Source organism: Lentzea alba, from assembly GCF_011067745.1.
GTDB classification, from domain to species: domain Bacteria; phylum Actinomycetota; class Actinomycetes; order Mycobacteriales; family Pseudonocardiaceae; genus Lentzea; species Lentzea alba.
This window is the reverse complement of the sequence record NZ_JAAMPJ010000001.1, coordinates 673,449-694,259: the sequence shown is the minus strand read 5'-3', so window position 1 is coordinate 694,259 and position 20,811 is coordinate 673,449. Positions and strand designations below refer to the sequence as shown.

The window sequence follows — 20,811 nt, the reverse complement described above, 5'->3', positions numbered from 1 at the left end:
TAGACTCAGTTCGACTCCAGACGACGAGGGAGATACGCGTGGCCGAGATGACCGTTGAACTGGTCGCCGTTGAACGCCGCCTGTGGTCCGGTAAGGCCACCTCTGTTTCGGCGCAGACGACCGAGGGCGAGATCGGCATCCTGCCCGGTCACGAGCCCGTTCTCGGCCAGCTGGTCGAGGGTGGCGTGGTGCGCGTGCGCACGACGGACGGTGGCCTGGTCACCGCCGCTGTGCACGGTGGCTTCCTGTCCGTGACCGGTACCGGCGTGTCGATTCTCGCCGAGGACGCCGAGCTCGCGGGCGAGATCGACGTGGACGCGGCGCGCACGGCGCTGCAGGACGCGGACGACGCAGAGCGCGCACGTGCGGCAGCGCGCGTGCGGGCCGTGGAACAGTCGGCCTGAGACCGGGCGCGAGGGCCAAGCCGTGGGGATCACCGAGATTGCCGGACTGATCCTGCTTGGCGTGGCGATCGTCATCGCCTGCTTCGCCTGGCGACGCATCCGGCTGCTGCGCGAAGGTGGCGTGCACGTCGCGCTGCGCAGCCAGTTCGACGATCGCGGGCGTGGCTGGCATCTGGGTGTGGGGCACTACCGGGGCGACTCGTTCGCGTGGTTCCGGGTGCTCTCGCTCGGGTCCGGCCCCAACGAGCTGATCTCCAGAGACGGGCTCGAGATCGACGCGCGCCGTGAGCCGACAGGGCCGGAGGCGTACGCCATGCCGGTCGGTGCCACGGTGCTGCGGTGCCGTTCCGCCTCGGGCGAGGTCGAGATCGCGATGGGCCCGGATGCGCTCACAGGATTTTTGTCCTGGCTCGAGTCAGCGCCTCCGGGCCGCTCCATTCCCTGGGCATCCTGAAACCATGGGGGGCACAATCATGGACCTCAGGTCCATGAATGTGCCCCCCATGGTTTTACCTAGGCGTTCTCGCCGGGCTGCCAGAGCACGTCACCGTCCGGGTTCGCCACGCGGGCCAGGATGAACAGCAGGTCGGAGAGCCGGTTCAGGTACTTGGCCGTGAGCACGTTCGTGTGCTCCGCGTCGGCCTCGATCAACGACCACGCCCGTCGTTCCGCGCGCCGGGCGATCGTGCGCGCCTGGTGCAGCAGGGCCGCGCCGGGGGTGCCGCCGTTCAGGATGAACGAGTCGAGCTTGCCCAGCCGCTCGTTGAACGTGTCGCAGTACCCCTCCAGGCGGTCCACGTAGGCCTGGGTGATGCGCAACGGCGGGTACTTGGGGTCCGGCACGATCGGCGTGCACAGGTCAGCTCCGACGTCGAACAGGTCGTTCTGCACCTTGCGCACGACCTCGTGCACGTCGTCCGCGAGCTGCCCGAGAGCCAGCGCCACGCCGAGCGACGCGTTGGTCTCGTCCACGTCCGCGTACGCCTCGATGCGGGGTGAAGTCTTGGGGACGCGTGAGAAGTCGCCGAGTCCGGTCGTGCCGTCGTCGCCGACCCGCGTGTAGATCTTGGTGAGATGTACCGCCATGACCGGCACTCTATGGCCGTACGTAGGATTGCCGCGTGAGCGAGCATTTCCGGGTACACGGTGGCGCACGTCTGGTCGGCGAGGTTGATGTCGTCGGCGCCAAGAACAGCGTCCTCAAGCTGATGGCCGCTGCTTTGCTCGCCGAGGGCACAACAACCCTCACCAACTGCCCGGACATCCTCGACGTGCCGCTGATGGCGGACGCGTTGCGCAGCCTCGGGTGCGAGGTCGAGCTCGAGGGTGACGTGGCCAGGATCACGACCCCGCGCGAGCTCAGCTACCACGCCGACTCCGAGGCGATGGGCAAGCTCCGGGCGTCCATCTGCGTGCTCGGCCCGCTCGTGGGCCGGTGCAAGCGCGCGGTCGTGGCGTTGCCGGGTGGCGACGCGATCGGCTCGCGGCCGCTGGACATGCACCAGAGCGGCCTCGAGAAGCTCGGCGCCAAGACCTGGATCGAGCACGGCTGCATCGTCGCCGAGGCCGAGGGCCTGCACGGCGCGCAGATCTGGCTCGACTTCCCGAGCATGGGCGCCACCGAGAACATCCTGATGGCGGCCGTGCTGGCCAACGGCACGACGGTCATCGACAACGCCGCGCGTGAGCCCGAGATCGTCGACCTCTGCCTGATGCTGACGCAGATGGGCGCGCGGATCGAGGGCGCCGGCACGTCCACGCTGACCGTCCACGGCGTGACCGAGCTCAAGCCGACCGAGCACCGCGTGATCGGCGACCGGATCGTCGGCGCCACCTGGGGCTTCGCCGCCGCGATGACGCGCGGTGACGTGCGGGTGCGTGGCGTCAACCCGCACCACCTCGACCTGGTGCTGGAGAAGCTGCGGATGGCGGGCGCCGAGGTCACCGTCTACGAAGGCGAGGACGAGGGCTTCCGGGTCGTCATGGACGGCCGGCCCAAGGCGGTCGACTTCGTGACGCTGCCGTACCCCGGTTTCGCCACGGACAACCAGCCGTTCGCGATCGCGTTGTCCGCGGTCTCCGAGGGCACCTCGATGATCACCGAGAACCTGTTCGAGGCGCGGTTCCGGTTCATCGACGAGATGATCAGGCTCGGGGCCGACGCGCGCACGGACGGTCACCACGCGGTGATCCGCGGCGTCGAGAAGCTGTCCAGCGCGCCGGTCTGGGCGAGCGACATCCGCGCTGGTGCGGGGCTCGTGCTCGCCGGTCTGTGCGCGGACGGCGCCACCGAGGTCTACGAGATCTTCCACATCGAGCGCGGTTACCCGGGGTTCGTGGAGAACCTCCGCAAGCTCGGCGCGGACGTGGAGCGCGTCAGCTCTTGAGCACCAGCCGCGCGTTCGCGACGTCCGCCGGGAACACCATCACCTGGTAGGGCGCGTTTCGCGAGCGTGTGGCCCGCACCCCGTTGCGCTTCAGCTTCTGCACGAGGACGTTCGCGGCCTCCTCGGTGGGCACGACCGCCACCTCGCTCAGCAATCCGAAGTCCGTGCCGTCCGGATCCGGCACGGGCCGCCTGTCGTTGCCCACGAAGTACCGCAACACCAGCGCCAGCAAGCCGAGCACTGCGAAAACCACCACGGTCTGGTAGATCGCCGTCACCTCTTCATGATGCTCTTTCTGGTCTCGATTCAGTGAGCAATCGCACGCGCGGCAACGGTTACTGGCCAGTACGCTCCGGAGAACGACTTGTGGGAGGTTGCTGTGCCGTACCCAGCTGACCGTGAACGCGACCGCCCTTGGGTGATGCGCACGTACGCGGGGCACTCGTCGGCCGCCGCTTCCAACGCGCTCTACCGCCGGAACCTCGCCAAGGGGCAGACCGGTCTCTCAGTGGCGTTCGACCTGCCGACGCAGACCGGCTACGACCCGGACGACGAGCTCGCGAAGGGCGAGGTCGGCAAGGTCGGCGTGCCGATCAGCCACATCGGCGACATGCGGCAGTTGTTCGACCAGATCCCGCTCGCCGGCGCCAACACGTCGATGACGATCAACGCGACGGCCATGTGGCTGCTCGCGATGTACGTCACCGTGGCCGAGGAGCAGGGCGCGGACCCGTCGGCGCTCGCCGGCACGACGCAGAACGACATCATCAAGGAGTATCTGTCCCGCGGCACCTACGTGTTCCCGCCGGGACCGTCGCTGCGGCTGATCACCGACATGGTCGCGTGGACCGTGTCGAACGTGCCGAAGTGGAACCCGATCAACATCTGCAGCTACCACCTCCAGGAGGTCGGCGCGACGCCGGCGCAGGAGGTCGCGTACGCGATGTGCACGGCGATCGCCGTCCTGGACTCGGTGCGCGACTCCGGTCAGGTGCCGCAGGAGAAGTTCGGCGAGGTCGTCGCTCGCATCTCCTTCTTCGTGAACGCCGGTGTGCGGTTCATCGAGGAGATGTGCAAGATGCGCGCGTTCGCCCAGCTGTGGGACGAGATCACGCTGGAGCGCTACGGCGTCGAGAACCCGAAGCACCGCCGGTTCCGCTACGGCGTGCAGGTCAATTCTTTGGGATTGACCGAGGCGCAGCCTGAGAACAACGTCCAGCGCATCGTGCTTGAGATGCTCGCGGTGTCGTTGTCCCGCAACGCCCGTGCGCGCGCGATCCAGCTGCCGGCGTGGAACGAGGCGCTCGGCCTGCCACGTCCGTGGGACCAGCAGTGGGCGTTGCGCATGCAGCAGGTCCTGGCCTACGAGACGGACTTGCTGGAGTACGACGACATCTTCGACGGCTCGCCGGTGATCGAGGCGAAGGTCAACGAGATCCTCGCCGGTGCGCGTGAGGAGATCGACCGCGTGCAGGCGATGGGCGGTGCCGTCGCGGCCGTCGAGTCCGGCTACATGAAGTCGCAACTGGTGTCGTCGCTCGCGGACCGCCGTCGTCGCGTCGAGTCCGGCGAGGAGATCGTCGTCGGCGTCAACAAGTTCGACACCACCGAGCCGTCGCCGCTGCAGGCCGAGGGCGCGAACGCGATCGAGACCATCGACCCGATCGTCGAGCTGCACGCGGTGGAGGCGATCCAGCAGTGGCGCGCCAACCGTGACAACGCCGCGGTCGAGGCATCGCTGGACGCGTTGCGCGAGGCCGCCAAGACCGACCAGAACCTCGTCGAGGTGACGCTCGCGTGTGCGCGCGCAGGCGTGACGACCGGTGAGTGGTCGCAGGCGTTGCGTGAGACGTTCGGCGAATACCGCGCGCCCACCGGCGTTTCCGGTGCTTCGGCGTCGGGCGAGGCCGGTTCGGAGATCGCGCGCGTGCGCGAGCGGGTGCGCGGGACCGGCGAGGAGATCGGCGAGCGGCTGCGCATGCTGGTCGGCAAGCCGGGCCTGGACGGCCACTCCAACGGCGCCGAACAGGTTGCCGTGCGTGCCCGCGACGTCGGCTTCGAGGTCGTCTACCAGGGCATTCGTCTCACGCCGTCGCAGATCGTGGCCGCCGCCGTGCAGGAGGACGTGCACGTCGTCGGCCTGTCGATCCTGTCCGGTTCGCACCTGGAGGTCGTGCCCGCGGTGGTCGACGGACTGCGCGCGGCCGGCGCCGGGGACATCCCGGTGATCGTCGGCGGCATCATCCCGCCGGACGATGCTCAGAAGCTGCGCGACCGGGGTGTGGCGCGGGTGTTCACGCCGAAGGACTACGAGCTGACCGAGATCATGGACGAGATCGTCACCGTGATCCGTGAGGTGCATTCTCTGTAGCAGGGCCTTAGGGTCTTCGGATGGTCGACGTTGCGCGTGAGGGTTCGGTAGTCCGGATCACGATGAACCGTGCGGCGAAGCGCAACGCGCTGTCCGCCGAGCACCTCACGGAGTTGCTGGAGGCGTTCCGGGAGGCGGGTGACTCGGACGCGGCGGGCATCGTGCTCGCCGCCGAGGGACCGGTTTTCTCCGCTGGGCACGACTTCGCGGACGTGCACGCGCGTGACGAGGAGGGTGTGCGGCTGCTGCTGGAGTTGTGCACGGTGCTGATGAAGACCATTCAGGCCGTGCCACAGGTGGTGATCGCGCGCGTGCACGGGCTGGCGACGGCCGCCGGGTGTCAGCTGGTGGCGTCGTGCGATTTGGCGGTGGCCTCGCTGGACGCCGGTTTTGCCTTGCCCGGTGGGAAAGCCGGGTGGTTCTGCCACACGCCCGCGGTGCCGGTCGCGCGGTCCGTCGGGCGCAAGCGGTTGATGGAGATGGTGCTCACCGGGGATGTCGTGGACGCCGCGACGGCCGTGGAGTGGGGGCTGATCAACCGCGCTGTGGCCGCCGACGAGCTGGACGCCGCCGTCGACGAACTGCTGGTGCGCGCCACGCGGGGCAGCCGGGTGTCGAAGGCTGTGGGCAAGCGGACGATCTACGCGCAGCTGGACCGGCCAGAGGCGGACGCCTACGAGATCGCGCTGGCCGTCATGGCCGAGACTTCGCAGTCCCCGTCAGCCAAAGAGGGACGGGCGTCGTTCCTGGAGAAGCGGCCGCCCGTGTGGCCCGACTAGCCGCGAGGAGCTTCAGCGCGTCCGCGTTCGGGCCCGGCTCGGCCTGGTAGATCACCAGGAACTGGCCGGGAGCCTCGCGCACGTCGAACGAGTGGTAGTTCAGCTTGAGCGGGCCGACCGCGGGATGCACGAACTCCTTGGCGTCCTGGGTTTTCCCGCGCACCTCGTGCTGTTCCCACAGCTGTTTGAACATCGGGTTCTCGTTCAGCGCCTCGACCATCTGCTTGAGGCGCTGGGACTTCGGGTCCGCGGTCTGCCGCAGATGCGCGACGGTGCTCTGGGCGACCCAGTTCCAGCGCGGGTAGAAGCTCGCGGCGGCGGGGTCGAGGAACGTCATCCTGGCGGCGTTGTCATTGGCCGTGAACGGCTCGTACAGCGCGTCGGCCAGCGCGTTCATGGCGAGGATGTCGAGCAGCGAGTTCATCACGAACGCCGGCATGTCGTGCAGGCCGCTCATGAGTCGCCGCAGTTCGGGGCTGACCACGTCCGGCGCGTGGCCTTCGTCGGCGACCACACCGGCCAGGCGGTGCAGGTGGGCTCGTGCATCGGAGTCGAGCCTGAGCGCGCGGCTCAGGGCGTCGAGAACCTGGGCGGACGGGTTGGTCTCGCGGCCCTGTTCCAGGCGGGCGTAGTAGTCCGCGCTGACGCCGGCCAGGACGGCGACCTCTTCCCTGCGCAGGCCCTTGACCTTGCGCTGGGTGTGACTGGGCAGACCCGCGTCCTCGGGATTGACGCGGGCGCGGTGGGCCTTGAGGAACTCGCCGAGCACGTCTTCGAGGTTATTCGGTTGGCCTGCCCTTTGCCTGGGTGTGCCACACCTAGGGAGAAGGTGTCCTGGCTGGCGCTGTTTTCGCTGGTCATGGTGGTGGCATGAGCAAAGTCGTGTTGATCAGTGGAGCTTCCAGCGGTATCGGCGAGGCCACGGCCCGCGTCCTGGCCGCGGCCGGGCATCAGGTGTTCCTCGGGGCGCGCCGCGAGGACAAGCTGGCGGCGCTGGCCGCCGAGATCGGCGGTGGGTATGCGCCGTTGGACGTCACCTCACGTGAGTCGTTCCAGTCCTTTGTGGACGCGGCAGTCGAGCGTTTCGGCCGTGTCGACGTGCTCGTGAACAACGCGGGCGTGATGCCGTTGTCGCTCATGAGCTCGCTGAAGGTCGACGAGTGGGACCGGATGCTGGACGTGAACGTGCGCGGCGTGCTTTACGGGACCGCCGCCGTGCTGCCGCAGTTCTCGAACGGGGGTCACATCGTCAACGTCGCCTCGATCGGTGCGCACATGGTCATGCCCACGGCCGCCGTGTACTGCGCGACCAAGTACGCGGTGTGGGCGTTGTCCGAGGGGCTGCGGCAGGAGCGCGACGACCTGCGGGTCACCGTGATTTCGCCCGGTGTAACGGAGTCCGAGCTGGCGGACACCATCACGGAGGACTTCGCGGCGGAGTTGATGGAGGACTTCCGCAAGATCGCGCTGCCGGCCTCCGCCATCGGTGAGGCCATCAAGTACGCGATCTCGCAGCCCGCGGAGGTCGACGTGAACGAGATCGTGGTGCGGCCCGTGTCGCAGCGCTAGGCCCCGGTGGTCGAGCCCGGCCGGAGGATCATCAGCACTGTCACGGTGGCCCACAACAGGTTGAAGATGCCGGTGTACATGGCCAGGTGCTTGATGTCGTTGGTCTTCAGCGCTTTTTCCTGGCCGGGCAGGATCTTGAGGGCCAGCAGGAACGCGGCGGCGGTGGTGAGCGCGATCGAGACGATCACCCACGGGTGGCCGGTCACGCCCATCACGCCGGCCGTCGCGAACCCGAAGACCGGCACCGAGATGCCGATCAGGGCGTAGACGCGGCAGATCCGGTGCAGGAGCGCGGGATTGCCGTTTTCCCGGACGGCTTTCGGGAACATGCTCGCGGCGACCGTGACCGGGCCGATGGCGAGGATCGCGGCCAGCACGTGCAGCGAGAGGAAGAGCTTGCTCACGCGGCCCTCCAGACGGTGCCGCGGCGCTCGTGCGCGAACAGGGTTTCCACCTCGAGTGCTTTCTGGGCGCCGATCTCGCGTTCGACCAGGTAGAGGCCGAGGTCGACGCCGGAGGTGACGCCGGCGGCGGTGACCAGGTCGCCGTCGTCGACGATGCGGGCGCGGACGGAGTTCACGCCCATGGATTCCAGCGCGTGCAGGCCGAGGTGGTTGGTGGTGGCGTTGCGGCCCTTGATCAGGCCGGTCATGGCCAGCACCAACGATCCACCACACACGGTCGCGATGATCGCGTTCGTCTCCTTCAACAAGGGTGTGAGAGTGGCGGCGGCCGCGTTGAGCAGGGCCAAGGTCGTCGTGTCGTCGAGGGCTGCCGCTCCGGGAAGCACGATCAGGTTGGCGTCCGCGGCCAGTTGTGCGGTCGCTTTGAGGGACAACAGGTTCAAGCCCGCGGGGACCTCGCGGGCTCCCTCTGCCGTCACCAGTTCGGCCTGGACGCCGGCGGCGGCCAGCGTTTCGTACGGGCCGATCACGTCCAACGGGTCGAAGCCGTCGAACAACACCACTTGAGCTTTCACTTCGCTTGCTCCTTCGTCGGTGATCACGACGGTAGGGCCGGACGGCGAGGAGCAGAACTGGCTGGAATGCCATGTTCCAACGGATTCTCGCCAGCTATGGTGGTGGACGTGCACGAGGTTGCTGTACTGGCGATGGACAGCGTGGTCCCGTTCGACTTCGCCGTGCCGGTCGACGCGTTCAACTGGACCGGCCGGTACCGGGTGCGGGTCTGCGGTCCGAAGAGGACGGTCAAGGCCGAGTTGTTCGAGCTGAAAGTGCCGCACGGCTTGGAGCTGCTGTCCGAAGTGGACACCATTGTGCTGCCGGGTCACGATCCGGAGCTGGTCGTCCCGAGACAGGTGATCGAGGCGCTGCGGCAGGCCGCCGCGCGCGGTGCCCGGATCGCGTCGATCTGCTCGGGGGCGTTCGTGTTCGCGGCGACCGGGTTGCTGGACGGGTTGCGAGCGACCACGCACTGGCTGGCCGCGGAGGAGTTGGCGGAGAGGTTCCCGGCCGTCGAGGTGGACCCGGACGTGCTGTACGTCGACAACGGGCAGTTCCTCACGTCCGCGGGCGCGGCGGCGGGCCTCGACCTGTGCCTGCACATGATTCGCCGCGATCACGGGTCGGCGGTGGCGGCCGACGCGGCGCGGCTGGCCGTGATGCCGCTCGAGCGAGAAGGCGGGCAGGCGCAGTTCATCGTGACGCCGCCCGCGGCGCCTCAGGGCGCGGAACTCGAACCCGTGCTGCGGTGGATGGAGGCCAACGCCGCGCGCGACCTGACGCTGGAGGAGCTGGCGCGGCAGGCGGGAATGAGCACGCGGACGTTGAACCGGCGGTTCCGCGAGCAGACCGGGACGACGCCGTTGCAGTGGCTGCACCGGGCGCGGGTGCGCCAGGCGCAGCACCTGCTGGAGACGACCAGGGACTCGGTGGAGCTGATCGCGAGCAGGGTCGGGTTCGGCTCGGCCACGGCGTTCCGCGACAGGTTCAAGCGGATCGCCGGGACCTCACCCAACGCCTACCGGGCGGCGTTTCAGGGCTGCCAAAATTAGGGCTGCGAGTGTTCGTGCAGCAACAGCAGCGTGTAGGCGGCGATCGACTGGGCGTCGGTGATCTCGCCCTTGGCGATCATCGTCTCGAAGTCCGCGCGCGGGAACCACGCCGAGCGCATGTCCTGCTCCTCCAGCTCCCGCTCGTGGAAGCCCTCGGTGAGCTGCGTGGCGAGGAACACCCGGCCGCGCTGCGACGTCATGCCCGGCGCGACGTCGAGCAGACCGAGCTCGATCATCTTGCCGGCGCGCAGCCCCGTCTCCTCGCGGAGCTCGCGGCCGGCCAGCTCCAGCGGGTCCGAGTCGGCGCGGTCGGGCGCGGTGCCCTGGGGGAACTCCCAGCGGCGCAACCCGAGCGGGTAGCGGAACTGCTCGACGAGGCGAAGACGCTCGCCGTCGAGCGGGATGACCAGTGCGTAGTCGGGCTTGTCGACGACGCCGTAGATGCCCTGCGTCCCGTCCGCGCGGCGGATCGGGTCTTCGCGAACGGTCATCCACTGGTTTGCGTACACCTGACGGGTGCCGAGGCTTTCCACGCCACGGACCGTACCTAACGTCCGGATGCTGGACGCACCCCGTAGCCTGTCGCGGTGCGTCTCGTCATCGCTCGCTGCCAGGTCGACTACGTAGGCCGACTCACCGCCCATCTGCCCATGGCTCAGAGACTGCTGCTGATCAAGGCCGACGGCTCGGTGTCGATCCACTCCGACGACCGCGCCTACAAGCCGTTGAACTGGATGAGCCCGCCCTGCTGGCTGATCGAGGACCCGGACATCTGGACGGTGCAGAACAAGGCGGGGGAGAAGCTGATCATCACCCTCGACGAGGTGCTGCACGACTCCAAGCACGAACTCGGCCCGGAGCCCGGCCTGCAGAAGGACGGCGTCGAAGCCGACCTGCAGAAGCTGCTCGCCGAGCACGTCACCACCCTCGGCGACGGCTGGACGCTGGTGCGCCGTGAGTTCCCGACCGCCATCGGCCCGGTCGACCTGATGTGCCGCGACTCGGCCGGCGGCTCGGTCGCGGTGGAGATCAAGCGCCGCGGCGAGATCGACGGCGTCGAACAGCTCACCCGCTACCTGGAGCTGCTGAACCGCGACCCGCTGCTGGCGCCGGTGCAGGGCGTGTTCGCGGCGCAGCAGATCAAGCCGCAGGCACGGGTGCTGGCGGAGGACCGCGGCATCCGGTGCGTGGTGCTGGACTACGACGCGCTGCGCGGGATCGAACCGGACGAGTTCCGGCTGTTCTGACGCTGGTTCATTCGAGTGCCCTCTCCGGCACGCTCTCGACCTGAGTCCTGGCCTCACGTTACAAATCTCGTGGGGCGAGGGGGAGGGCGGGATGGAGCAAGGCTCGGCGGCGACACCACGCACCATCCTCGTCGTCGACGTGGAGAGCTTCGGCGACAAGGCGCGAACCGACCAGGACCGGATGGTCGTTCGCGCGGGGATGTACGAGCTGCTGGAGGCCGCGTTCGCCGACAGCGGTGTGTCGCGCGCGTCGGTCACCATCGAGGATCGCGGCGATGGCGCACTGGTGCTGCTCTCGGCCGACGTCCCCAAAGCCGTGCTCGTCGACCGCATGCCCCCGCGGATCGATGCCGAGCTGCGCCGCTACAACGCGCGCCACTCGATCGAGGCACGCATGCGCCTTCGGATCGCGCTGCACGCGGGTGAGGTGCGCGACGACAGGTACGGCGTTGTCGCCGACGCGGTGAACTTCACCTTCCGCATCCTGGAGGCACGGGAGGCGAAACGCGCCCTGGCGGCGTCGACGGCGAGTTTCGTGCTCATCGTGTCCGACTGGTTCTTCCAGTCCGTTGTCACGCACGAGCCCGCCGCACATCCGGCGGCGTTCCGGGCGATCCCGGTCGACGTCAAGGAAACCCACGACAAGGCGTGGATTCGGCTGTTCGGCGAAGTACCCGAGCGGACGCACGGCCAGCGGCGGCAGGCAGCTCGGCGTGAACCGACGCTGAGAGAGCTGAGCGAGATCGTCGACGTTCTGCTCGAGATTCCCGTGCTGGAGACGAAAGAAGGACGCGATCAGGTGTTGCGGGAGCTCGATCCGGACATCTGGTCCTCGATCCCGCGGCACATGACGGCGAAGACAGACCTGGTCAGCATCGTCCGCACCTGCCTGAGACACGGCGACGCGTGGGAGCGGCTGGTCGAGGTGATCCGATTCTTCGCGGGAGGTTTCGATGCCGTGACGAAGCTGGAAGCGACGCAGGACCGCCTCGAGCTCGAAGGCGATCAGTAGCACCTTCAGCGCAGCGGGAAAAGGTCCGTCCGCACCTCATCGAGGCGTAACGACGGTATTACACTCGGTATACGGCACAGGTGATGAGGTCGTTACCGCGGAACATCACGACTCGGGAGGCCCACAGGTGGACGAGTTCGCAAAACGAATCGACGCAGGCCTGGTCGATCTGACCGACATTCCTTTTGACGCACTCGATTCTGTGGACGGGCCGGAGCTGACTTCATCTGAGACCCGATTCCTGCGGCAGATCGACCATCCGAGCAGCAGCATCGGCGGGCACAACTCGTAGCCGTGGGCATGAGGTCCTTTCATCGCCACTGGATGACCTGGGGGCAACTGGACGCGCTGGCCTCGCACACGTCCGCCGACGTCGCGGTGCGGGAACTCGGCCTGGCCGAACGCAGCAGGCGGCTGCTGGCGCTGCGGCTGGTGCTCCGGCTGGCGAGGGAACAACCGGCTGCCCGTGGTCCGCTGGCGCCGGTCGACGAGGCCTGGAACGTGCTGATCCGAGCTCAACGCGAGGCGCCGGCCGAGATCTCGGCAATGCTCTCGGACCCGCAGCTCGGACTCTGGACGGCGCACGCGCTGCGGCGACTGCGCGACACCGTCGAAAATGATCCAGCACCGATTTGGTTCCACGTCGGACAACTGCACGCGTTCGCCTGCGCCGCGGCGATCAGAGCTGCCGTGCCCTTTCGGCTCACCATTCCCGCCTGGGATGGAAATGTGGTGTTGCCGACCCTCGGGTCCGCGCATGTCGGTGGCGGTGCCGGGTGGGGGACGGCCGAAATCGTCTCGGATGCGAATGGACCGCGCGTCGAAAGCGCCGGTGCGACTGTCGCGGTGGCGCCGAACAACACCGACTGGCACGCTTTCCGCTATTTCCGCGCCATCGATCTGGAACTGCGCCTCGACGACGCGGGGCCGCATCGCGGACTCACCGGCCTGCTGCCACCCGAACCGCTGACCGCCGACGAGTCGGCGCGGTGGCTCGGGCTGCTCAGCGACGCGTGGCAGTTGCTGACCCGTGGTCACGAGAGCTGGGCGAGAGAGCTGTCGGCGGGCCTGACTTCGATCGTTCCCCGTCCGCCGACGTTCCGCTTCAGGCCCCACAGCGCCTCGGTGGGCGACGGTTTCGGCGGTGCGATCGTCTCGGCGCCGCACGACGCCGCCCAGCTCGCGGCCACGCTCATCCACGAGTTCCAGCACAGCAAGCTGAACGCGATCGGACACCTCAAGCCTCTCTTCGTCGACGACTCGACGCTCGACGCCTACTCGCCGTGGAGAGACGACCCGAGGCCCACCGGCGGGCTTTTCCAGGGCGTCTACGCATTTCTCGCGGTGATGGAGTTCTGGGAACAGGAACGGCATCGCTTGCGGGACCGGGATCGCGACCTCGCCGAGTTCGAGTTCGCCCTGCTGCGCGAGCAGACCGCGACGGCGATCGATGAGCTGAAGGGCCGGCGATCGCTCACGGAGACAGGCCGCCGTTTCGTCGCCGGTGTCGAATCGAGGTTCGCGCGGAACAGTTCCGCCGTTGTGCCCGATGACCTCCTGCGCGCGGCGGAGCGCGCGGCCGCGGACCACCGGATCGGGTGGCGGGTCGGCCACGTGCGTCCGGACGCCGAACTGGTGCGCGCCGCCGTCGCCGCCTGGGCGCCGGGAAGCGCCGGGTCGTCCACCGGAAGCCCGGTGCGCCACCGCCGGCTCGACGTCAAGGCGGTGCTCGCCAGGGTCCTGCTGGCCGATCCGGCGGACCTGAAGACGACCAGGGATCTGCTCGGCTCGACGGCGCAGGTGGTCGACGGCGCGGGCGAGGGCGACTTCGCCTTCGTCGCCGGTGCGCTGGAGGAAGCTCGCGACCTCTATCTCGCAGAGCTCAGCAGGCCGTGCGACCGGCCAGGGGCGTGGGCGGGCCTGGCTCTGGTTCTCGACGAACTCGCTCCCGGACCTGCCTCGCGCGTTCTCGTCGAGCGTCCGGAACTGGTCAGGGCCGCGCACTCGGCGGTGGCCCTGACCACCGGCGAGGCCCCCGATCCGGAGGCGCTCGCCGGCTGGTTCGCCGAACAGACCGGCTAAAGCGGCATCGGGTCGATGTCGCAGTTGGCCCTGGTGGAGAGATCGTCGAGCTGGGTCACGGCGGGGTGGTCGCCCAGCCTGGTGCGCAACGCCTGCACGGCGCTCGCCCGCATCCGGTCACCCTCCTCGATGCGACCGACCGCACGCAGGTCCTGCGCCAGGTTGGCCTGACACGCCAGGGTGGTCGGGTGATCGGCGCCCAAAGCCGCGATCGCCTGGCTCGCCGTGGTGGCGTCCAGATCGTGCGCCGCCTGGAACTCCCCCAGCGCGTACAGGTCGCTCGCGAGGTTGATCGCGGTCACCAGGGTGGACGGGTGCTCGTCGCCGAGCCGTGCCCGGAACGCCGTGAGCGTCTCCTGGTTGAGCTCGTGTGCCGCGGCGTGGTTGCCGAGCAGACGGTGCAGCACCGCGACGTTGACCGCGGCAGACAGCGTGTGCGGGTGATCAGGACCGAGCGACCGCTGGTAGCGCCTCAGCGTCTCGGTGCCCACCTGCATGGCGATGCTGATCTTGCCGAGGTGCCTGAGGTCGATCGACTTGCCCAGTGCGGCGGCCAGAGTGTCCGCGTGGTTGTCGCCGTAGCGGATCGTCAGGCCGTTCAGCGCCTCCTCCGACGCGAGCAGCGCACGTTCGTGATCGCCCGCCTTGCGCCGCATCGCGCTCAGCTGACGAACAGCGCGCAGCAGCGCGGGGTTGAGGTCCTCGTACAGCCGTCGGTAAGTGGCGACGATGTCCTCGTGCCGCACCGCGGCACCTCGGTAGTCGCCCATCTCCCGCATGTCGATCGTCAGACCGATCTCGGTGATCAGGGTCAGCGCGTGGTCCCGGCCGAACATCTGGACCTTCCGGTCCCAGGTGTCCTCGTCGAGCTGCTGCGCCTCCGCGAACTTGCCGGCCAGCCGGAGACTCACACCGAGGTTGTGCGCCGCGTTCAGCGTCACCGGGTCGTCGTCGCCGAACGCGCGGATGCAGCGCTCGTAGTTGACTCGGGACAACTCCAGTGCGGTGGCGAAGTCACCTCGTGCGCGGTTGTCCGCCGCGACCGAGCCGACCGCCTCGACCGTGTCCTCGTGGTTGTCTCCGACAGTGCGCTGGCAGGCCTCCAGGATCCGGGCGTTGAGCTCGGCCGCCTCCCGGTACTGACCCAGCAGCCACAGCATGAAGCCGAGCCACCTGCCGACCTTCAGCGTCTCCAGGTCGTCGGGGCCGAGCCGGACCGACCAGATGTCGTAGATCTGGCGGGACAACTCGGCGCTGCGCTCGTGTTCACCCCAGAAGTAGAGGAATCGCACGAGGTTGTAGACGAGATCCCGGACCGACTGGTCCTCGGACTCGATCGCGTTGGACTTGATCACGTGCGTGTGCAGCTCGGCGTACTTCGACCAGAAGTCGGAGTCGTCCGGCGCGTTCGGGTCGTTGGCAGCGAGAATCAGGTGAGCCGCGTGCCTCATGGTGTCGCGTTCGTTCTCCGACATCTGGTTGATCAACACCGTCTGAACCAGGCGGTGCATTTCAATCGAGTTCGAGCGGTGGTCGACTCGCGCGAGCGCGAAGCGGTTGATGTCCCGGATCACCTCGTTGAACCGAAGCCGGTCCCGCAGAGCGCGTTTCAGCTCGGGTTTCACGTCGATCTGCCGGGCGTTGGTGAACATCGACCTGGGCACCGGCTCGGGTGCGAAGAAGGCACAGGTCTGCAGGATGCTGAGGGCCGCGGGGTTTCTCTGCTGCAGTTCGTCCAGCGACAGGTTCCACGCCGCGGCCACCGAGGTCGGATAGTCGAGGCTCGTCGTCGCGTCGAGCAGTTCCAGCTGTTTGTCCTTCAGCAGTTCGAGGTATTCGTTCGCGGGCATGCCGGTCTCCGCGCGCCATGCCGCGGCTTGAGCGATCGCCAGCGGGAGATCGCCGAGCGCGTCGGCGAGGCGGCTCGCGTCCTCGTCGGTGAGGTCGGGTCCACGGCGTTTCAGCAGCTGCACGCTTTCCTGGCGCTCGAACACCTTGACCTCGAGGGGACGGGCGATGCTCAGCCACTGGGAGTTGCGGGAGGTGACGAGAATGCGGCCGGGGCCACCGGTCGGCAGGTACTCGCTCACCTGGTCCGGGTTGTCCGCGTTGTCGAAGATGAGCAGCCAGTTCGGCGGGATCTTGCGGTTTCCGCCGCCCTTGAGCGCGTCCAGCACGGGTTTGACCGCGACGTTGGCGGCCGCGCCGACACCGAGGTCCAGACGGGCGCCGAGCTCCACGAGCGAGTTGACGATCTGGACCTCGCGTTCCGCGGGAACCCACCAGATCATGTCGAACTTCGACCGGTGCCGATACGCGTACTCGATCGCCAGTGCGGATTTGCCGACGCCGCCGAGCCCGTGGATCGTCTGCGGCAGCACCGCCGCGGTCGCGCCTGGTTCCAGACGTTCGTCGAGCTGTAGCAGCAGATCCTCCCTACCGGTGAAGTTGGGATTTCGAGGCGGCACGCCGCCGAATATCGCAGGCGACCTGGTGGAAGATTTCCTGGCCTCCTTGGAATCGGCGGTAGTGGTCACCCCGGGCCCTCCTGCATTTCGGTTGGTCGCTCCAGTTGGCGATGATCTGTGCTCGGTCTCGCGTTCAGCATGGCCGACGGGGGCCGTGGTCGCTGAGGTTCCCGCAGGCATCCGGAGGGCGTTTCGGAGCGCGCGAGCGCCGCTCATGTGCATGCCCGACAACGCCTCCTGCGCCGCGAGATCGGTGGTGAAGAAGGACTCCGTCAAGGGTGTCACGTCATTCGCCCGCACGGCGGGGATGTTTTCGTCATCCAGTCCAGGCCGGTTGAGCTGGCGCACGTTCTCGAAGCGTTCACCGAGGTAGGCGTGCGCGATCTCGCGCACTCGGGCCGTGTTGACCCGGCGGCCGCCCGCGAGCAGTTCTTCCCTGACTCCTGTGCTGAACTCGAAGTTCACGCCTTTGGAGGATTCTTCGGCCCTCGGCGACACGAGCGGGCTGCCCAGGAACTCGGACAGGTGGGCCGGCTGGGAGGCGGGCAGGAGCTTCTCCCGGATCCGCGTCATCAGCCCCAGTTCGAGCGGTGCCGCGGCGAGCAACGTCGCCAGCTCCGTCGTGGCGGGACTGGCGGCCGCCTTGAAGTCGGCGACCAGCCGCGCGGGTGACGCGGTCCGGTCGTGCTTCAGCGGGAGGTCGGCTGGTTCCACCGGCACGAGGAGCGCGCCGAGGTCGGTCCAGTCCGGCCGGCCGCCCGCGGCCAGTCGCACCCAGGAGCCGAGTCCGGCGGAGTCGAGTTCGACGACGGGGACGGGCATCGCGTCCTCGAGGCCGTCGAACACACCCGGTGCCGCGACCTGTGGTTCCCAGTCGAGGCGGGTGCTCGGGGTGCCGGCCGTGCGGGACCGCAACCGCACCCGGTGCACTTCGAGTCCGACGCGGTGCCACATGAACCACGGCAGCACCTGCACCAGCGCCAGCGGGTGCATCGATCCCCAGCGGCGCAGGGCGGACATCATCGCGGCGGTTCGCCAGAGGTCGGCGATGCCGTCGGTGAGCACCAGCACGAGGCGGCGCTGCGTCGGGTCGATGGCCTCGCCGATGCTTCTCGCCTGCGTCTGGCCGCCCGGCCCGCTCAGCGCGGGCTGTCCGTCGCGGGCGCCGAGCATCCGCACGTGCACGTTGCGGAACGCGTTCTGCCGCCTGAGCGTCTCGGCGAGCTCCCGCGCGGTGGCCTGCCAGAGGCGCATCGACTCGCTGTCGTCGACGATGAGCAGCACGTCCCAGCGCGGTTCGTCCGCCGAGGAGTAGACGGGCAGCCACCTGGCGTCGACGACCGCGCGTGCCGCCGTGGCGTCCTCGTCCAGTTCCTTGGCGGTGGTGGACGGAACGACCTGTTTCAACGGTCGGAGGGCGCGCGGAATGGCGCGGTCCAGACGCGCGGGTGGTTCCGCCGCGCCGAAGGTGACACCTCGCCGGCTCGCGATCCTGGCCGCCTGCTCGCTCGCCAGGCCCAGGACCGTTCTCGGCTCGAACTCGGCCGGCCGTGCGGAGTTCGAGCCGGCCGACCGGAGATCGTCCGGCTGCCGCGAGGCCGGGGGTTCTCTGCTCGCCGTGTCGCCGGTTTCCGTTCTGAAGGCGCGCTGACCATCGAGTCCTTGCGCGCGCACCAGCCATATCGCGTCGGCGACGTCTCTGGCCGTGATGTCTCCGGCGGAGGCGGGGGCAATATCTGGAACCGCATTGTTTCCTAACTCGTCCACTGGCGGTCCCGGCCTAGGATTTCGACACCGCGCGCGCAGCGTACCGGCGGTCGGATCATGGTGATCACGACCCCGAGTTGAGCCGGTGCCAGATGGAGTCGAGCAGGTCTCTCCAGGTGGCCTCGTCCACCTGTCCGTTGAGTGCGGGGCGGATCAGGTGGACGGCGTTGAGCAGTTGGTCCGCCGCCAGCCCGTCGTTCTTCCTGCTTCGGTCGGAGAACATTCTGATCAGCTGTTCCGTCAGTTCGGCGTCGCTGTTCGGGAAGTGGGCGAGCACCATTTCGGAAAGGCGCTTCGGGCTGGGGTCGGGGATGTTCAGCGTGATGCACCGGCGAAGGAACGCAGGAGGAAAGTCGCGTTCGCCGTTGCTGGTGATGACGACCAGCGGAAACGCGTGGCACTGGACGACTCCGTCGGTCACCGGCGCCGTTCTTCCGGTATCGGCGGTGTGGACGACCACTTCTGCTTCGCGGTCGCGCACGCGAATCAGTTCGGGAATCGAGAACTCGCCCTCCTCGAACACGTTGAGGAGGTCGTTCGGCAGATCCACGTCGCTCTTGTCGATTTCGTCGATCAGGAGCACGCGAGGCAACTTGTGGGGCAACAACGCCGTGCCGAGTGGTCCGAGGTGGACGAAGTTGCCGATCGAGCTGTTCTCGTTCAGTCCGATCGCCTGCGCCCTGCCGAACGAGTCGTAGTCCCACAGCCCCGACTTCAGCGTGGTGCGGCTCGTGATCGGCCAGCGCAGGACGCGGCCGAGGCCCAGTTCTCTGCTGATCGAGTAGGCCAGACTCGACTTCCCGGAACCCGGCCGGCCCGTCACGAGGATCGGCCGGGCGAGGGCGATGGCCGCGTTCACCCGGTCGAGCACGGCCTGATCGGTGCTGCGGGCGGCGTGCACGCGACCCAGGCGGCGTTGCGCCTCGTGCTCGTCGAGTTCGGGAGCCGCCAGGTCCGGCGCGCCGCGGAAACTTCGCCACGGAGGTGGCGCCGGCCATTTCGCGTCCCGCTCCTCGGCTGACATGACCTGGCCCGTGCCGCGGTAGATCCACCAGTCGGGCGGGAGCGATCGCTGGATCCCGGGTAATTCGTCCTGATCTCCGTTGCGGCCGTCTCCCAACATCAGCCGGTTCCTTTCTCCGGGTCGAACCAGAGTCCCGAGTCCGGCAGGCGATCGGGGTTCTCCCACAGAATCGCCATGCTCGTGCCCGCGTGTGCGATGTCCTTGCTGAAGTGCTGGCGCAGCGCGTCGCGCCGCAGTTCGGCGATGCGCTGGGGAAGGTCCGTCACCGACCCGCCGTCGAGCATTCTTTCCAGCGCCTCGCGGAAGAGCTTCGACGAGCAGTCCTCGCGATCCCAGATGATCGCGGGTATGCCGGCGCGGAAAGCCATGCTGGCTTCCCGCCACGCCGTTCCGTCGCGATCCTTGGGCGGTTCGCTCAACACGAACCCCACTATCTGGTCGTCCATGAGATGGGTGGCGAGCATGGTGAAGTAGTCGTCGCCGCTCGGAGCGCCCTGGTACAGCCGGTTGGCCGCGGACTGCGTGGTGAGGGATTTCCAGCGTTGCTTCCACGCCAGATGGTCCCGTCGGTACCGCATTCGCTCCAGGCTGCGCAACACCACGGGGTGGTCAATGGCGAGCGGAACGGTGTCGTGCGACATCGAGGACTTTTTCCAGAACTCAACCGGGGTGTTCAGCATCTCCCAGGGAACGACGAACTCCAGGTTGATGGCACCCGCGGGGGGAATCTTGTGGGCGCCCAGTTCGATCTCCACGTCGCGGACGAGCAGGTCGACCTCGTTCTCCAGCGCGGCGCGCGGCACCGGCGCGTCGGCCTGATGGTGGGCGCCCCAGTGCTCGCCGTCCCACTGCCGCCAATGCGACAACAGGAAGCGCTCGGGATCCGCCGGCACCGGATCGAGCTGGATCACGAGGTAGACCGAGTTCGGCTCGCCGGGTTCGCTGGTCTTGGGTCGCGGTACGGCGAGTCCCTTGACGCGGTCGAGCCGGTCGGTCAGCTCGAACTGCTCGGCCCAGGTGAGCACGAGACGGCGGAGATCGGTCGCGATCGAGTCGTTGTCGATCTGGTCCGCGACGCAGTCCAGGAAGATCATGGCCGGTGGCAGTGAGTTGGCCGCGGCGTTGGCGCCGGCCAGGTGCAGAAAAGCCGCCCAGACGGTGCGGTGCGATCGGGGAAGTTCGAGCACCCGATGCTCCGTGGCGATGCCCACGAGCTTGCGCAACAAGGCGAACTCGGTCGCCTCGTCGTCACTGAGGCACAGCGTCAGCAACGTTTCGCGCAGGCGCGCCCATTCGTTCGTGGGCAGCGCGCGCAATGCGTGCCACTCGCCGCACAGCAGAGTCAGCTCCTCTAGTGCGGGCGCCCGGGGCTCCAACAGCCGGATGGAGTCCACCAGCCCGTGCAGACCACCCGTCTGCCCGCAGCAGTCGAGCACGACGTGCACCAGTTGCTGGCGTGGCTGGGAATCGCCGTGCAAGGAGACCGGCGAGTCCAGCGCACTGCTGAGCACCTCGGTCAGCAACTGTCTGCCGTCCTGACTGCGCAACACCTGGCACTGCTCCAGCGCATCGGTGAGCTCTTGCTGTATTCGCAGTTGCGCTTCTCTAGCCCCCGCTATCAGTCCCATGAGCCGTAGCCCCCCTCGTTGGCCAGCTTCCGGGACTACGGATTGTCTCGCCTGACACC

General features: G+C 68.1%; 20 protein-coding genes. 11 read left to right on the top strand and 9 right to left on the bottom strand.

Annotated features, from left to right (window positions below; all coding sequences use genetic code 11):
* Positions 1-38: 38 nt before the first annotated feature.
* Positions 39-404 carry a F0F1 ATP synthase subunit epsilon gene (locus G7043_RS03360; protein ID WP_089921576.1) on the top strand — a complete coding sequence of 122 codons (366 nt, stop codon included), beginning with the start codon at positions 39-41 and terminating at the stop codon, positions 402-404.
* A gap of 22 nt (positions 405-426) precedes the next feature.
* Positions 427-858, top strand: coding sequence for a DUF2550 domain-containing protein (locus G7043_RS03355; RefSeq protein WP_166043714.1), 432 nt, complete (start codon positions 427-429; stop codon positions 856-858).
* A 59-nt stretch (positions 859-917) separates the two neighbouring features.
* On the opposite strand, the gene G7043_RS03350 is transcribed toward G7043_RS03355, so the two are convergent.
* Positions 918-1,490 (bottom strand): cob(I)yrinic acid a,c-diamide adenosyltransferase, encoded by a 573-nt coding sequence (locus G7043_RS03350; RefSeq protein WP_166043712.1) that lies wholly within the window; start codon positions 1,488-1,490, stop codon positions 918-920.
* Between the two features lie 35 nt (positions 1,491-1,525).
* Between G7043_RS03350 and murA the strand changes: the two genes are divergently transcribed.
* The gene (murA, locus tag G7043_RS03345; RefSeq protein ID WP_166043710.1) at positions 1,526-2,791 is read left to right on the top strand and encodes a UDP-N-acetylglucosamine 1-carboxyvinyltransferase; all 1,266 of its coding nucleotides are present in this window, start codon (positions 1,526-1,528) and stop codon (positions 2,789-2,791) included.
* On the opposite strand, the gene G7043_RS03340 is transcribed toward murA, so the two are convergent.
* Complete coding sequence (locus G7043_RS03340; RefSeq protein ID WP_166043708.1) at positions 2,781-3,068, bottom strand: hypothetical protein; 288 nt, start codon at positions 3,066-3,068, stop codon at positions 2,781-2,783. The genes murA and G7043_RS03340 overlap by 11 nt on opposite strands.
* A gap of 102 nt (positions 3,069-3,170) precedes the next feature.
* Between G7043_RS03340 and G7043_RS03335 the strand changes: the two genes are divergently transcribed.
* Complete coding sequence (locus tag G7043_RS03335; RefSeq protein WP_166043706.1) at positions 3,171-5,162, top strand: protein meaA; 1,992 nt, start codon at positions 3,171-3,173, stop codon at positions 5,160-5,162.
* A gap of 20 nt (positions 5,163-5,182) precedes the next feature.
* Positions 5,183-5,941 (top strand): enoyl-CoA hydratase-related protein, encoded by a 759-nt coding sequence (locus G7043_RS03330; RefSeq protein ID WP_166043704.1) that lies wholly within the window; start codon positions 5,183-5,185, stop codon positions 5,939-5,941.
* Here the strand turns inward: G7043_RS03330 and G7043_RS03325 are convergent.
* Positions 5,856-6,710, bottom strand: a complete 855-nt coding sequence (locus G7043_RS03325; protein WP_166043702.1) for a helix-turn-helix transcriptional regulator — start codon at positions 6,708-6,710, stop codon at positions 5,856-5,858. The genes G7043_RS03330 and G7043_RS03325 overlap by 86 nt on opposite strands.
* A gap of 101 nt (positions 6,711-6,811) precedes the next feature.
* Here G7043_RS03325 and G7043_RS03320 point away from each other — a divergent pair, with 101 nt between their 5' ends.
* Entirely contained in the window at positions 6,812-7,510 is a 699-nt protein-coding gene (locus G7043_RS03320) for an SDR family oxidoreductase (protein ID WP_166043700.1), read from the top strand.
* On the opposite strand, the gene G7043_RS03315 is transcribed toward G7043_RS03320, so the two are convergent.
* Together G7043_RS03315 and G7043_RS03310 are read right to left on the bottom strand one after the other, a co-directional pair.
* Positions 7,507-7,914, bottom strand: a complete 408-nt coding sequence (locus G7043_RS03315; RefSeq protein WP_166043698.1) for a hypothetical protein — start codon at positions 7,912-7,914, stop codon at positions 7,507-7,509. The genes G7043_RS03320 and G7043_RS03315 overlap by 4 nt on opposite strands.
* Complete coding sequence (locus G7043_RS03310; RefSeq protein WP_166043696.1) at positions 7,911-8,489, bottom strand: DJ-1/PfpI family protein; 579 nt, start codon at positions 8,487-8,489, stop codon at positions 7,911-7,913. Before G7043_RS03310 ends, G7043_RS03315 begins: the two co-directional genes overlap by 4 nt.
* A 108-nt stretch (positions 8,490-8,597) precedes the next feature.
* On the opposite strand from G7043_RS03310, the gene G7043_RS03305 reads away from it, so the two are divergent.
* Positions 8,598-9,524 carry a GlxA family transcriptional regulator gene (locus G7043_RS03305; RefSeq protein ID WP_166043694.1) on the top strand — a complete coding sequence of 309 codons (927 nt, stop codon included), beginning with the start codon at positions 8,598-8,600 and terminating at the stop codon, positions 9,522-9,524.
* Here the strand turns inward: G7043_RS03305 and G7043_RS03300 are convergent.
* Positions 9,521-10,057: an NUDIX domain-containing protein gene (locus tag G7043_RS03300; RefSeq protein WP_166043693.1), complete on the bottom strand. Its 537-nt coding sequence runs from the start codon at positions 10,055-10,057 to the stop codon at positions 9,521-9,523. The two genes, G7043_RS03305 and G7043_RS03300, sit on opposite strands and share 4 nt — an antisense overlap.
* Positions 10,058-10,111: 54 nt before the next feature.
* Here G7043_RS03300 and nucS point away from each other — a divergent pair, with 54 nt between their 5' ends.
* From nucS to G7043_RS03280, 4 genes are all read left to right on the top strand, one after another.
* Positions 10,112-10,771 (top strand): endonuclease NucS, encoded by a 660-nt coding sequence (gene nucS, locus G7043_RS03295; protein ID WP_166043690.1) that lies wholly within the window; start codon positions 10,112-10,114, stop codon positions 10,769-10,771.
* A gap of 91 nt (positions 10,772-10,862) precedes the next feature.
* Entirely contained in the window at positions 10,863-11,783 is a 921-nt protein-coding gene (locus G7043_RS03290) for an adenylate/guanylate cyclase domain-containing protein (protein WP_166043688.1), read from the top strand.
* A gap of 127 nt (positions 11,784-11,910) precedes the next feature.
* On the top strand, positions 11,911-12,075 hold the full coding sequence (locus G7043_RS03285; RefSeq protein WP_166043686.1) for a hypothetical protein: 165 nt from the start codon (positions 11,911-11,913) through the stop codon (positions 12,073-12,075).
* A 32-nt stretch (positions 12,076-12,107) separates the two neighbouring features.
* On the top strand, positions 12,108-13,865 hold the full coding sequence (locus tag G7043_RS03280) for an HEXXH motif domain-containing protein (RefSeq protein WP_166043684.1): 1,758 nt from the start codon (positions 12,108-12,110) through the stop codon (positions 13,863-13,865).
* On the opposite strand, the gene fxsT is transcribed toward G7043_RS03280, so the two are convergent.
* The 3 genes from fxsT to G7043_RS03265 all read right to left on the bottom strand — a co-directional run bounded on the left by fxsT (position 13,862) and on the right by G7043_RS03265 (position 20,752).
* Entirely contained in the window at positions 13,862-18,007 is a 4,146-nt protein-coding gene (gene fxsT / locus G7043_RS03275; protein WP_166043682.1) for an FxSxx-COOH system tetratricopeptide repeat protein, read from the bottom strand. The two genes, G7043_RS03280 and fxsT, sit on opposite strands and share 4 nt — an antisense overlap.
* A gap of 157 nt (positions 18,008-18,164) precedes the next feature.
* The gene (locus G7043_RS03270) at positions 18,165-19,223 is read right to left on the bottom strand and encodes an AAA family ATPase (RefSeq protein WP_166043680.1); all 1,059 of its coding nucleotides are present in this window, start codon (positions 19,221-19,223) and stop codon (positions 18,165-18,167) included.
* Positions 19,223-20,752, bottom strand: a complete 1,530-nt coding sequence (locus tag G7043_RS03265; protein WP_166043678.1) for a VMAP-C domain-containing protein — start codon at positions 20,750-20,752, stop codon at positions 19,223-19,225. The genes G7043_RS03270 and G7043_RS03265 overlap by 1 nt, the downstream gene beginning before the upstream one ends.
* Positions 20,753-20,811: the final 59 nt, after the last annotated feature.

What these genes read in the sequence shown, in the direction of transcription:
- G7043_RS03320 (WP_166043700.1), top strand. Translation starts at nt 6,812, where the DNA reads ATGAGCAAAGTCGTGTTGATCAGTGGAGCTTCCAGCGGTATCGGCGAG.
- G7043_RS03280 (WP_166043684.1), top strand. Translation starts at nt 12,108, where the DNA reads ATGACCTGGGGGCAACTGGACGCGCTGGCCTCGCACACGTCCGCCGAC.
- G7043_RS03290 (WP_166043688.1), top strand. Translation starts at nt 10,863, where the DNA reads ATGGAGCAAGGCTCGGCGGCGACACCACGCACCATCCTCGTCGTCGAC.
- G7043_RS03350 (WP_166043712.1), bottom strand. Translation starts at nt 1,490, where the DNA reads ATGGCGGTACATCTCACCAAGATCTACACGCGGGTCGGCGACGACGGC.
- G7043_RS03265 (WP_166043678.1), bottom strand. Translation starts at nt 20,752, where the DNA reads ATGGGACTGATAGCGGGGGCTAGAGAAGCGCAACTGCGAATACAGCAA.
- G7043_RS03270 (WP_166043680.1), bottom strand. Translation starts at nt 19,223, where the DNA reads ATGTTGGGAGACGGCCGCAACGGAGATCAGGACGAATTACCCGGGATC.
- G7043_RS03330 (WP_166043704.1), top strand. Translation starts at nt 5,183, where the DNA reads ATGGTCGACGTTGCGCGTGAGGGTTCGGTAGTCCGGATCACGATGAAC.